8 protein-coding genes and 1 pseudogene are annotated in these 13455 nt (G+C 71.1%); 5 read left to right on the plus strand and 4 right to left on the minus strand.

The genetic code is table 11. The features are described from left to right. A pseudogene (locus ABZ893_RS27845) lies at window positions 1–1104 on the plus strand (ATP-dependent helicase C-terminal domain-containing protein); the annotation flags it as partial. Window positions 1105–1678: 574 nt separating this feature from the next. Here ABZ893_RS27845 and ABZ893_RS27850 read toward each other — a convergent pair. The 3 genes from ABZ893_RS27850 to ABZ893_RS27860 form a co-directional block, all read right to left on the minus strand. Beyond that, entirely contained in the window at window positions 1679–2680 is a 1002-nt protein-coding gene (locus ABZ893_RS27850; RefSeq protein WP_361408667.1) for a DUF3068 domain-containing protein, read from the minus strand. Between the two features lie 19 nt (window positions 2681–2699). Then, complete coding sequence (locus tag ABZ893_RS27855) at window positions 2700–2834, minus strand: SPW_0924 family protein (RefSeq protein ID WP_361408670.1); 135 nt, start codon at window positions 2832–2834, stop codon at window positions 2700–2702. Window positions 2835–3012: 178 nt separating this feature from the next. Next, window positions 3013–4812, minus strand: coding sequence for a lytic transglycosylase (locus ABZ893_RS27860; RefSeq protein ID WP_361408673.1), 1800 nt, complete (start codon window positions 4810–4812; stop codon window positions 3013–3015). A 226-nt stretch (window positions 4813–5038) separates the two neighbouring features. On the opposite strand from ABZ893_RS27860, the gene ABZ893_RS27865 reads away from it, so the two are divergent. Beyond that, a complete protein-coding gene (locus tag ABZ893_RS27865; protein ID WP_361408676.1) occupies window positions 5039–5992 on the plus strand; it encodes a DUF4184 family protein in 954 nt (317 codons plus the stop codon). Window positions 5993–6094: 102 nt separating this feature from the next. Here ABZ893_RS27865 and polA read toward each other — a convergent pair whose 3' ends face one another. Beyond that, window positions 6095–8821, minus strand: a complete 2727-nt coding sequence (gene polA, locus ABZ893_RS27870) for a DNA polymerase I (RefSeq protein WP_361408679.1) — start codon at window positions 8819–8821, stop codon at window positions 6095–6097. A gap of 121 nt (window positions 8822–8942) precedes the next feature. Between polA and ABZ893_RS27875 the strand changes: the two genes are divergently transcribed. From ABZ893_RS27875 to ABZ893_RS27885, 3 genes are all read left to right on the plus strand, one after another. Then, window positions 8943–11222 carry an FdhF/YdeP family oxidoreductase gene (locus ABZ893_RS27875; protein ID WP_361408682.1) on the plus strand — a complete coding sequence of 760 codons (2280 nt, stop codon included), beginning with the start codon at window positions 8943–8945 and terminating at the stop codon, window positions 11220–11222. A 58-nt stretch (window positions 11223–11280) separates the two neighbouring features. Further along, window positions 11281–11742, plus strand: a complete 462-nt coding sequence (locus ABZ893_RS27880; RefSeq protein ID WP_361408685.1) for a hotdog fold thioesterase — start codon at window positions 11281–11283, stop codon at window positions 11740–11742. Window positions 11743–12208: 466 nt separating this feature from the next. Continuing rightward, entirely contained in the window at window positions 12209–13438 is a 1230-nt protein-coding gene (locus ABZ893_RS27885; protein ID WP_361408688.1) for a branched-chain amino acid ABC transporter substrate-binding protein, read from the plus strand. The last annotated feature ends 17 nt before the right edge of the window (window positions 13439–13455 follow it).

Consider the following 13455-nt stretch of genomic DNA (forward strand, 5'->3'; position numbering starts at 1 on the left):
AGGGAGCCAGGCCTCAGGGAGCCAGGCCTCAGGGAGCCAGGCCTCAGGGAGCCAGGCCTCAGGGAGCCAGGCCTCAGGGAGCCAGGCCTCAGGGAGCCAGGCCTCAGGGAGCCGGGCCTCAGGGACCTGACCGAAGACCGGGTCGCGGGGGTCGTCGTTGCGCTTGCGTTTCCGGAGCGGGTCGGGCGCGGGCGGGACGGTGAGTATTTGATGGTGTCCGGGACGCGGGCCTCGCTCGGGGACGGGTCCGGGCTGCGGGGGGCGCCGTGGGTTGCCGTCGCGGTTGCCGATCGGCCGGTTGGGGCCGGGCACGCGCGTGTGCGGCTCGCCGCCGTCGTCGACGAGGAGATCGCGCTGCGGGCCGCCGCGCCGCTGCGTAGCGAGGGCGATGAAGTGGCCTGGGCCGACGGGGAGTTGGTGGCGCGGCACGTCACGCGCCTCGGCGCGATCGAACTCGCCGTGCGCCCCCTGAAGCAGGCCTCCCCCGACCTGGTGCGCGAGGCACTGAAGGAGGGGCTCCGGCGCGAGGGGTTCGGGCTGCTGCGGTGGTCGCGGGAGGCCGGGGAGCTACGGGAGCGGCTCGCGTTCCTGCACCGGACGCTCGGCGCGCCCTGGCCCGACGTATCCGATGACGCGCTGCACGCGTGCGTGGACGAGTGGCTGGAGCCCGAGCTCGGCAAGGCGCGGCGCCGGGCCGACCTGGGCCGGATCGACGCCGGTCAGGCGCTGCGACGGCTGCTTCCGTGGGCGAGCGGAGACGCTGCGCGGCTCGACGAGCTGGCGCCCGAGCGGTTCGAGGTGCCGAGCGGATCCCGGATCCGTATCGACTATGCGAATCCCGAACAGCCTGTGCTCGCCGTGAAGTTGCAGGAGATGTTCGGGCTGCACGAGTCGCCGCGCCTGGCCGGCGTGCCGGTGCTCGTGCATCTGCTGTCACCGGCGGGGCGGCCCGCGGCGGTGACAGCGGATCTGGCGTCGTTCTGGCGCGAGGGGTACCGGGCCGTGCGAGCCGAGCTGCGCGGCCGGTACCCGAAGCATCCGTGGCCGGAGGATCCGGCCGGGGCGGTCCCGACAAGGCACACGAGCGCGCGGCTCAGGGGCTAGGGGGCGAGGAGGCTGGCGGGCTCCGACGCCGGCGCGGCTCCGGGCTGGCCGGGTTCAGGGGCCGACGCGACTCAGGAGGTGGCCGGGCTCAGGGGCTAGCCGGGCGCGAGCGCCCACGCGGCTTAGGGGCTAGCGGGGCTCAGGGCCGGCCAGGCTCAGGGCCGGCCAGGCTCAGGGGCTAGCCGGGCGCGAGCGCCCACGCGACTTAGGGGCTGGCCAGGCTCAGGGCTGGCCAGGCTCGGGGCCTGGCGGGGCTCAGGCTCCAGCCCGGCTCCCCCTTCCCCGGGGTACGACTCCCCCTCCGACGCCGCTCACCCCCCGGCGCGGTCAGCCGCCGACACGGTCGGCCGCCGGCGCGGTCAGCCCTCAGCCCGACCCGGCCCTCGGCACCGCCAGCCCCACGGCACGGGCTCACCAATTGACCAGGCTCACCCCGGCGCGGTCACCTCTCAGCCCGGCCCACCCCCCCCTCGGCACCGCCAGCCCCCCGGCGCGGCTCACCCCTCGGCACGGTCAGCCGCCGGCACGGTCGGCCCGGGTCACCCATCACCCCGGCTCACCCCCCAGCCCAAGCTCACGCAGTGACCGGTTCCGGTTCGTGCGTCGGGGCTGCTTCCGGTTCGCCGGGCCGGCGGCTGCGGGCCTCCAGCCACAGGGAGAGTGCGAGCAGGAGTGCGCCCGCGATGAGGAAGCCCCACGGGAGGGTCGAGGTGAGGAGGACGACCAGGCCGCGGTTGGCCTTGACGAGGGCGACCGTCGACTTGATGTAGTCCTCGCGCATCTTCACGTGGCCCTGGAAGACCGTGACCCGGTCGCGCCCGCCGAGGAGCGTGCCGCCGCGGAGTTCGTTGTGCTGGATCTCCTCGCCGTAGACGGGGGCGCCGGTGACGGGCTCGACCCAGAACTTGCGGACCGTCGTGTACCAGCGGGTGGTGCCGGTCTTGGCGACGGACTCCGGGGTGATGCCCTTGACCGGCATCGTCTTGGGGAGCGGGACCTTCATCCACGGGATGGTCTGTTCGAAGTAGTAGACCTTCACCCCGCGGAACGTCTGGGTGCCCTTGTAGTGGATGGGCCGGGTGACGCGGGCCTGCGCGTCGTAGTACTCGTAGTCCCGCTTCTCGGTCAGGAAGGGCCACTTGAACTCGATGCCCTCGCGCTTGACCGGGTCGCCGTCGACGGTCTCGGCGTACTTGCCGGTGGTGTGGACGGGGGCCTGGCTGTGGGCGTCGAAGACGTAGCGCTCGGGGACCTGGGAGACCATCTTGCCGTCGGGGCCGACGACGTAGGAGAGGGAGTCCCAGACGACGACGTCGCGGCCGGCGGTCTTCTCGACCTCGTTGGAGGCCTCGACGTTGCCCTTGAGTGTCTGGACGATCGAGACCTTCGAGACCTTCTTCGCCTGCATCGTGCCGTAGTCGAGGAGGGTCGGGTTCTTCGCCTCCAGGACGGCGGTCTGGTACTGGCCGGCCGGGATCTTCGCGAGGCGCGGGAAGGCGTACCAGCGCATCAGCGGGGACATCGTCGTGCAGAACACGGCGAGGGCGAGCAGGATCAGGCTGGCCTTGCGGCGCATCGACAGCCTCCTCGGCGGGTCAGGGGTGTTTGGGGACGGTGGTCAGCAGCGGTTTCGACGAGGTCTCGCCCGGCGGGGAGCCGACGGCCGTGATGGTGAGGACGAGGGCGAGCGCCACGGCAAGACCGGTCGCGGCGGCGATCAGGGCACGCATGGTGGCCTCCCGGCGGGTCTGGTCCCGTCAGCGCGGCGAAGGCCGCCGGAACTGACAGGGCGTCAGGGCTGGGGCACCGTAGCAACGGCGGGCCGAGATGAGAACACGTTGCACAACACGACGCCGCCCCTCGGCCGGTGAGGCCGAGGGGCGGCGTGTGTCCTGCGGTTACGCGCGGTTACGTCGCGGAGGGCGACGGGCTCGCGGAGGCGGTCGCGGCGGTCACCTTCAGTTCGACGGTGAGGGTCGCGCCGCCCGTGGTCTCGATGCGGAGCAAGAACGTGCCGGTGGTGTCGTCCGCGTAGAGCTTCGGGAGCTGGAGCAGGCCGTCGGCGTCGGTCTTGAGGTCCTTGAGGGTGCGGACCGGCTTGCCGTCGGCGTCCTTGAAGTAGGGGCCCTTGTCGTTCTCGCTCGCGTCGTCCTTGGACTTGATCAGCGTGGCCGTGGCGGCGACCCCGTCGGCGGCGGCGCCCTTGTACGTGGCCTTGACGGTGACCGGGTCGGCGAACTCGCCGCCGGCCTGGCAGCTCAGTTCCTTGTCGCTGGTGCGCGCGAGGGTGTCGGCCTGGCGTGCGGTGACGGTGGCCTTGTGGTCGAGGCTCGGCGCACTCCCGCCGACGACGGTGGCGCGGACCGTGAACGTGCCGGTGTGCTCGCCGGCCTGGAGCGGCGGCGCGGTGGCCTTGCCCGTGCTGTCGGTGACGACGGTGACGGCCTTGAAACCGCCGCTGAACTGCGCGTCCGTGTCGCCCACGACGGTGAGTTCCACCTGGACCTTGGCGACGCCCTTGCCGGCGGCGTCCTCCGCGCGGACGGCGACGCGCTCGGCGAAGGAGTCACCGGCGGTGGCGGTGAGGGTGCCCGTACCGGCGTCCGCGAGATGCGCGACGGACTCGGCGGGCGTGGGCGGGGTGGGCGTCGGGGAGGGGCTCGACGGGTCGCTGCCGCCGGGCTGCGCGGGGCCGGTGCCGGGGTCGCCGGGCTTCCACGGCACGGACGGGGCCGACGGATCCGACGGCGCGGACGGGTTCGCCGGCTTGGACGGCTTCGACGGCTTGTGCGCGCCGGGCGGGGACGGGTGCTTGGTCCCGGGGACGCTCGGGCGGCCCGGGTTCGGCTTCGGGTCGGGCGCGCCGTCGCTGCGGCCGCCGGGCTGGACGCCGGTGCCGTCCGGGACCTCGTGGGTGCCCCTGCGGTAGAACTCCAGCCACGACAGGACCGTGTTGAGGTACTCCTGCGACTGGTTGTAGCTCAGGATCGCCGAGCGCAGATCGCTCGACTGCGAGAGGTCGCGGTCACCGCGGCACAGGTAGTGACCTGCGGCGAGGGCGGCGTCGTAGATGTTGTTGGGGTCCTTCTTGCCGTCGCCGTTTCCGTCGCGGCCCGCCCATGCCCAGGTCGACGGGATGAACTGCATGGGGCCGACGGCCCGGTCGTGCACCGTGTCTCCGTCGTACGCGCCGTGATCGGTGTCGGTGATCTTCGCGAAGCCGTTGCCGTCGAGGGGCGGGCCGGTGATCCGACTGAGCGTCGTGCCGTTCGCGTCGACGTTGCCGCCGCTGGCCTGGCCGGACTCGACCTTGCCGATCGCGGCGAGGAGCTGCCAGGGAAGGTTGCAGCCCGGCTTGGAGGCGGCGAGCTCCTTCTCGGCCCGCTTGTACGCGTCGAGGACGGTGGCGGGGATCCCGGCCTCGCGGGCGCCCGTGCCGGTGCCGGTGCCGCCGGGGCCCAGCGGGCCGCCGTTGCCCGCGCCCGGGGGCACGGTGGGGCTGTTGAGCTCCGGCAGATCGGTGTAATAAGGGGAGTCACCGGTCGCCGTGCCGCCGCTCGGGGGCGTCGCGTCGGCCGTGGACTGCCGGCCGTTCTGCGTGTCGGTGAGGCCGGGTGCCTGGGACGCGGAGAGTGCCGCCACGGCGGCGGCCGCGACCGCGGTCGTCATCGCTCCCCTGCGCAACCGCTTTCCGAATAGCGCCCGCATCCCGTGAGCCCCTCCCCATCGCCGACCGATACCGGGTCCGTCCAACGCTCCCCAGCGTGAAGCAACCCAGGCGACACTACGACAACTTCCGGCGCGCAGACACCTGTTCGCGCCCGATATTCGCCGGTTGGCCACGTGCGCGTCACCGGATCTACGGCGGTCACCACCGGATCCGCGCCGTTCATACTGAACGGCGCCGGACTAAGACCTGTCCGAGGGGGACCTCTTGCCGTTCACGATCAGTCATGCCGCAGCCGTGCTGCCTTTTGTCCGCCGCGACGGCTCGGGGCGTGGCCGCCTCGTCCCGTCGCTGCTCGTCGCGGGGTCGTTCGCGCCGGACATCACGTACTTCGCGGCGAGCGCGGTTCCCGGGGCGATGGAATTCGGGGACGTCACCCACTCTTTCCCCGGCGTCTTCACGGCGGACGTGGTGATCACGGCGGCGCTGGTGGGGCTGTGGCGCCTGCTGCGCGAACCGGTGATCGCGCTGCTGCCGGGGCGGGTACGGGGGCGGGTGCTGGCGGTGGCGCGGGGGCCGGTTGGTGCGGGGCGGGGGCCGGTTCCCGGGGCGCGGGGGCGGGATCGTGCGGGGCGGGATCGTGCGGCGCGGGGGCCGGTGTCGGGGGTGCCGGAGTCGGCGGTCTCCGTGGGGTGGCGTGTGTGGTGGTGGTACGTGTCCGCCGCCGTGGGGGCGTTGACGCATGTGGTCTGGGACGCGTTCACGCATCTCGACCGGTGGGGGATGCGCGTGTTCCCGGTCCTCGGCGAGAAGATCGCCGGTTCGCCCCTCTACTGGTATGCGCAGTACGGGGGTTCGGCGGTGGCGCTCGTCGTGATCGCGCTGTTCGTGGTGTCGGCGGTGCGGCGGGTTCCGGCGGCTACGGCTGACGAGGCCAGTGCTGCGCTGCCTCAGCTCTCCGCGAGCGAGCGGTGGCTGGCCGCTCTCGTGATCGGCGGGTGCGCGGCGGTCGCGGGGGTCGTACGGACGGTGCGCTGGTGGGCGTACTGGGGAGCGATCGCCAAGCCGTGGGAGATCATCCCGACGCTGTGCTTCGGCGCGGGCGCGGGCCTGGTCCTCGGGCTCACGATGTACGCGCTGCTGGTCAGGGGGCGTCGGGGCCCGGCCGGTGCGGAGGAGGCGCAGCCTCCGGCGGAACCTAGCCGGTCCGGGTCTCGCTGACGTCCCCCACACCCCCGTAAACGTGGACGTCCCCCCACACCCCCGTAAACGTGAAGGGGCGCAGCCCGACAGGCCGCGCCCCTCACAAAAGTCCGCCGGAGGCTAGTGCGCCGCGGACTCCCAGTCCGTGCCCACGCCCACCGACACGTCCAGCGGAGCCCGCAGGTGGACGGCGCCGGCCATCTCGCGCCGGACCAGCTCCTCCGCGGCGGCCGCCTCGCCCGGGGCGATCTCCAGGACGATTTCGTCGTGGACCTGGAGCAGCAGCCTGGACTTGAGCTTGGCGTCCGTGAGCGCCTTGTCCACGTTCAGCATGGCGATCTTGACGATGTCGGCGGCCGTGCCCTGGATGGGGGCGTTGAGCGCCATGCGCTCGGCCATCTCGCGGCGCTGCCGGTTGTCGCTGTTGAGGTCCGGCAGGTACCGGCGGCGGCCCAGCATCGTCTCGGTGTAGCCGGTGGCGCGTGCCTCGTCGACGACGCGGCGCAGGTAGTCGCGTACGCCGCCGAACCGCTCGAAGTACGTGTCCATCAGGACGCGCGCCTCGGCCGGTTCGATGTTCAGCTGCCCGGAGAGACCGAACGCGGAGAGGCCGTAGGCGAGTCCGTACGACATGGCCTTGATCTTGCGGCGCATCTCTGCGTCGACGGCGGAGCGCTCGACTCCGAAGACCTGGGAGGCGACGGTGTTGTGCAGGTCCTCGCCGGAGTTGAAGGCCTCCAGGAGCCCCTCGTCCTCGGACAGGTGGGCCATCACGCGGAGTTCGATCTGGCTGTAGTCCGCCGTCATCAGCGACTCGAAGCCCTCGCCGACGACGAAGCCGCGGCGGATGGCGCGGCCCTCGTCGGTGCGGACCGGGATGTTCTGCAGGTTCGGGTCGGTGGAGGAGAGGCGGCCGGTGGCGGCGACGGTCTGGTTGAACGTCGTGTGGATGCGGCCGTCGGCGGCGATCGTCTTGATCAGGCCCTCGACGGTGACGCGCAGCTTCGCCTGCTCGCGGTGGCGGAGCATGATCACGGGGAGTTCGTGGTCGGTCTGCGTGGCGAGCCAGGCCAGCGCGTCCGCGTCCGTCGTGTAACCGGTCTTCGTCTTCTTGGTCTTGGGCAGGTCGAGCTCGCCGAAGAAGACTTCCTGGAGCTGCTTCGGGGAGCCGAGGTTGAACTCGTGGCCGACGGAGGCGTGCGCCTCCTTCACGGCCTGCTGGACAGCCCCGCCGAACATCTGCTCCATGGCTTCGAGGTGGGTGCGGTCGGCGGAGATGCCGTGCCGCTCCATGCGCGCGAGGAGCGTGGACGTGGGCAGCTCGACGTCCTTGAGGAGGTCGGCGGCCCCTACTTCCTGGAGCTTGCCGGTGAAGGCCTCGCCCAGGTCGAGGATGGCGCGGGCCTGCACCATGAGGGCGTTCGCCTCGGCCTGCTCGTCGTCCTCCGTACCGAAGGCGAGCTGACCGGATGCGGCGGCCGGGGCGAGCTCACGGCCCAGGTACTCCAGGGACAGCGCGTCGAGCGCGAAGGAGCGGCGGCCGGGCTTGACCAGGTACGCGGCGAGCGCCGTGTCCATGGTGATGCCGTCCACGGTCCAGCCGTGCTCGGCGAAGACCCGCATGACGCCCTTGGCGTTGTGCAGGACCTTGGGCTTGGCGGCGTCGGCGAGCCAGGCCGCGAACGCGTTCTCGTCGGCCTCGTCGAGCTGGGTGGGGTCGAACCAGGCGGCCGCTCCCCCGGCGCCCGCGAGGGCCACCTCCGTGACCGATCCCGTACCGAGCGCCCAGGAGTCGACCGTGGCGAGACCGAGGGCCGCGTCACCGTGATCGGCGAGCCAGGGGGCGACCTCACCCGCGGCGAGCACCGTCCCGTCGACCTCGACGCCCGGCTCGGCCGGCGTCTCCTCGGCCTGCTCGGCGCCCGGGTCGACGGCGAGGAGCCGCTCACGCAGCGACGGGTTCCGGATCTCCAGGGTGTCGAGGACCATGGCGACGGCCGTGCGGTCGTACGCGGCGCGCTCCAGGTCGGCGACGGTCTTGGGCAGCTCGACGTCGCGGACCATCTCGGTCAGGCGGCGGTTGAGCTTGACGGCCTCGATGTGGTCGCGGAAATTCTGCCCGGCCTTGCCCTTGACCTCCTCGGCGCGCTCCACGAGGTCGGCGAACGAGCCGAACTGGTTGATCCACTTCGCGGCGGTCTTCTCGCCGACGCCGGGGATGCCCGGCAGGTTGTCCGACGGGTCGCCGCGCAGGGCCGCGAAGTCGGGGTACTGGGCCGGGGTGAGCCCGTACTTCTCCTCGACCTTGCCCGGCGTGAAGCGGGTCAGCTCGGAGACGCCCTTCGTGGGGTAGAGCACGGTGACGTGGTCGGTGACGAGCTGGAAGGAGTCCCGGTCGCCGGTGACGACGAGGACGTCGAAGCCGGCCGCTTCGGCCTGGGTGGCGAGCGTGGCGATGATGTCGTCCGCCTCGAAGCCGTCGACCGCGAAGCGCGGCGCGTGCATCGCGTCGAGAAGCTCGCCGATCAGCTCGACCTGGCCCTTGAACTCGTCCGGCGTCTTCGACCTGTTCGCCTTGTACTCGGGGAACTCCTGGGAGCGCCACGTCTTGCGCGACACGTCGAACGCCACCGCGAAGTGCGTGGGCGCCTCGTCGCGCAGCGTGTTCGCGAGCATCGACGCGAAGCCGTAGATCGCGTTCGTCGGCTGGCCGGTCGCGGTCGTGAAGTTCTCCGCGGGCAGCGCGAAGAACGCGCGGTACGCCAGCGAATGCCCATCCATGAGCATCAGCCGCGGCCTGCTGCCGTTGGTCGTCTTCTCGGTCTTCTTCGCTGCTGTCTCTGCCACGCCCCCGATCCTGCCACGCCCCACCGACAGTCCCGCTCTCGCCGGGCTCGCGCGGCCGCTGTCGGTGGCGCGTGGCAGGATTCGAGACGTACGTCACACCTGCACGCAAGGGGATCGGACGATGGCCACGAAGCCGCCCACGGGTGATCCGGTCCAGGACGCTCCGCAGGTCGCCGCGCCGCAGCACGCGGCGGCCGGACTGCCCGCCGTCGCCCACTCCCTGAAGATCGCGCAGCGGCAGATGGGGGTGCGGCGCGCGGCGCTGACGCTGCTCCGCGTCAATCAGAAGGACGGCTTCGACTGTCCCGGGTGCGCGTGGCCCGAGCCCGATCACCGGCACACGGCGGAGTTCTGCGAGAACGGCGCGAAGGCGGTCGCCGAGGAGGCCACGCTGCGCCGGGTCACGCCGGAGTTCTTCGCCGCGCACCCGGTCGCGGACCTGGCGACGCGTTCCGGGTACTGGCTGGGCCAGCAGGGCCGCCTCACGCACCCCATGTATCTCGCGGAGGGCGCCGGGCGCTACGAGCCGGTGTCCTGGGAGCGCGCCTTCGACATCGTGGCCGAGGAGCTGGCCGCGCTGTCCTCCCCCGACGAGGCGGTGTTCTACACGTCGGGGCGTACGAGCAACGAGGCGGCGTTCCTGTACCAGCTGTTCGCCCGCGAGTTCGGCACGAACAACCTGCCCGACTGCTCGAACATGTGCCATGAGTCGTCGGGTTCCGCGCTCACCGAGACGATCGGCGTCGGCAAGGGCAGCGTCTCGCTCGATGACCTGTACATGTCGGACCTGATCATCGTGGCCGGTCAGAACCCGGGCACGAACCATCCGCGCATGTTGTCCGCCCTGGAGAAGGCGAAGGCGAACGGCGCGAAGATCATCACGGTCAATCCGCTCCCCGAGGCGGGGCTCGAATGCTTCAAGAACCCGCAGACCCTGCAGGGCATGGTCAAGGGCGCCGCCCTGACGGACCTGTTCCTGCAGATCCGCCTCGGTGGCGACCAGGCCCTCTTCCGCCTCCTGAACAAGCTGATCCTGGAGACGGAAGGCGCCGTCGACGACACCTTCGTACGCGAACACACCCATGGCTACGAGGAGTTCGCCGAAGCTGCACGTGCCGCCGAGTGGGACACGACCCTTGCCGCGACCGGTCTGGAGCGCGCCGAGATCGAGGAAGCCCTCGCGCTGGTGCTCGCCTCGGAGCGCACGGTGGTGTGCTGGGCGATGGGCCTGACCCAGCACAAGCACTCCGTGCCGACGATCCGCGAAGTGGTCAACTTCCTGCTGCTGCGCGGGAACATCGGCCGCCCCGGCGCCGGCGTCTGCCCGGTGCGCGGCCATTCGAACGTGCAGGGCGACCGCACCATGGGCGTCTTCGAGCGGCCCGAACCCGCGTTCCTCGACGCCCTGGAGCGGGAGTTCGGCTTCGCGCCGCCACGCGCGCACGGCTTCGACGTCGTACGGGCCATCCGGGCGCTGCGCGACGGCGAGGCGAAGGTGTTCTTCGCGATGGGCGGGAACTTCGTCTCGGCGTCGCCCGACACCGAGGTCACAGAGGCCGCGATGCGCCGGGCCGCGCTGACGGTCCATGTGTCGACGAAGCTCAACCGCTCACACGCGGTCACGGGTGCGCGGGCCCTGATCCTGCCTACGCTCGGCCGCACGGAACGGGATCTCCAGGGCAGTGGCGAGCAGTTCGTGACGGTCGAGGACTCCATGGGCATGGTGCACGCCTCGCGCGGCCGGCTCGATCCCGCGAGCAGGCACCTCCTGTCGGAGCCGGCGATCGTGGCCCGGCTCGCGCGCCGTGTCCTCGGCGAGGCGTCGCGGACACCGTGGGAGGAGTTCGAGAAGGACTACGCCACGGTCCGTGACCGTATCGCGCGCGTCGTCCCCGGTTTCGAGGACTTCAACGCGCGCGTGGAGCACCCCGGAGGCTTCGCGCTGCCGCACGCCCCGCGCGACGAGCGGCGCTTCCCGACGGCCACCGGCAAGGCGAACTTCACGGCGGCACCCGTCGAGTTCCCCCAACTCCCCGACGGGGGGCTCCTGTTGCAGACCCTGCGCTCGCACGACCAGTACAACACCACGATCTACGGCCTCGACGACCGCTACCGCGGCATCAGAAACGGCCGCCGCGTCGTCCTCGTCAGCCCCTCCGACGCGCACAACCTCGGCCTGGCCGACGGGAGTTACGTCGACCTGGTCGGCGAGTGGAGCGACGGTGTGGAGCGGCGCGCGCCCGGCTTCCGTGTCGTCCACTATCCGACGGCCCGGGGCTGTGCGGCGGCGTACTACCCGGAGACCAATGTGCTGATTCCGCTCGACGCGACGGCGGACATCAGCAACACACCCGCGAGCAAGTCCGTCGTGGTCCGCCTGGAACAATCGGCGACCGACTGAGCGTTCGCTCAGCCGACGCGTCACATCGCAGCAGGTACGACGAACGGAGCCGGACCCCATGGGCGAGCAGCGCCACGTGAAGTTCCCGCAAGAGGTCATCGACGAGTACGCCGCGCTCGGCGTGGACCTGCCCGCCATGTTCTCGGCGGGACACCTCGGCACCCGTATGGGCATCGAGATCAAGGAGGCCTCGGCCGAGCGCATCGTGGGCACCATGCCGGTCGAGGGCAACACCCAGCCCTACGGCCTGCTGCACGGCGGCGCCTCCGCGGTCCTCGCCGAGACCCTGGGCTCCATCGGCTCGATGCTGCACGGCGGGAGCACCAAGCTGGCCGTCGGCGTCGACCTCAACTGCACACACCACCGCGGCGCCCGCTCCGGCCTCGTCACCGGCGTCGCCACCCCCGTACACCGCGGGCGCTCCACGGCCACGTACGAGATCGTGATCACCGACGAGCAGGACAAGCGGGTCTGCACGGCCCGACTCACGTGCCTCCTGCGGGACTTGCCGGCCGCCTAGGAGTCCGAGCCGGGGAGGCGCTCGCCTCTCGCGCGTGCGCCTCCCCGAACTCCCCACCCCGAGCTGGCGACCAGAAGTAACACAGCGTTACCTCCGCGCCATAAAAGGATTACCCGCCGCACCCGGCCCGCGCCGCGCCGTGCCCGGCCGTACCGACGGCCGCCGATGTCAGTAGCAAGATCCGCCCAAGTTCCTTACCGGAACTGGGCGTTCTCACTATTCGGCTGCGAAGAACCCTCCACCATGCCCCGGAAGACCCCGCTCCGCCCCCGAGCTTTACCCAAGGCATAACAAGAGCGTCACAGCCTGAGTATCCCTCCTCCACACCGCCATCACCTGCGCTTATAGTCACGGCCAGTCACCGCGCCGCCGGGCGCGTCATCTGCACGGCCCTGTACCAACCCGTACGGCCCGGCGAGACACACGGCCTCCGACACCGGAGCCCGCGCCAGGGAGAGGAATGATCGTGCGACACCGTTCTCTGCTCATACTCACGTCCGTGCTCACCACCGGAGCACTCACGCTCACCGCCTGCGGTTCGCGCGACGAAGGCAACAAGGGCGGCGCCTCCGGTAAGACCACCACCGTGGTCATCGGCGTCGACGCCCCGCTCAGCGGCGACCTGTCCGCCATCGGCCTCGGCATCAAGAACTCCGCCGACCTCGCCGCCAAGACGGCCAACAAGAACAAGGAAGTCCCGGGCGTCACCTTCCAGGTCAAGCCGCTCGACGACGTCGCCAACCCCTCCACCGGCGGCCAGAACGCGACCTCCCTCGTCGGCCAGAAGGACGTCCTCGGCGTCGTCGGCCCGCTGAACTCCAGCGTCGCCCAGTCGATGCAGAAGACCTTCGCCTCGGCCAACCTGGTCCAGATCTCCCCGGCGAACACCGCCCCCGAGCTCACCCAGGGCGCCAAGTACGCGACGAAGAAGGAACGTCAGTTCAAGACGTACTTCCGCACCGCCACCACCGACGCCCTCCAGGGCCCGTACGCCGCCCAGTACGCGTACAACACCCTCAAACTCAAGACGGTCTACTCCGTCGACGACAAGAAGACCTACGGCGCCGGCCTCGCCCGCACCTTCCGCCAGGAGTTCACCAAGCTCGGCGGCAAGGTCATCGCGACCGACCACATCAACCCCGACGACCGCGACTTCGGCGCCATCGCCACGAAGATCAAGAACTCCAAGGCCGACTTCGTCTACTACGGCGGCGAATACCCGGCCGGCGCCCCGCTCTCCAAGCAGATCAAGGACGCCGGAGCCAAGATCCCCGTCATCGGCGGCGACGCCCTCCAGAGCGCCGACTACGTCAAGCTCGCCGGCAAGAACGCCGAAGGCGACTTCGCCACCTCCGTCGGCGCCCCGCCGGAGAAGCTCGACACCGCCAAGAAGTTCATCGCCTCCTACAAGGCCGGCGGCTACAAGGAGCCCTACGAGACCTACGGCGCCCTCACCTACGACGCCACCTGGGCCATCATCGAGGCCGTCAAGGCCGTCGTGAACGACAACAACGGCAAGCTGCCCGCCGACGCCCGCGCCAAGATCACCGAAGCCACCCAGAAGGTCTCCTTCGACGGCGTCACCGGCCAGGTCTCCTTCGACGAGTACGGCGACACCACCAACCGCACCCTGACCGTGTACCAGGTCAAGAACGGCACGCACGTCCCGGTCAAGACCGGAGAGCTGGAGAACTGACCCCCCGGGGCCCCGCC

Source organism: Streptomyces sp. NPDC046821, from assembly GCF_040645335.1.
GTDB lineage: Bacteria > Actinomycetota > Actinomycetes > Streptomycetales > Streptomycetaceae > Streptomyces.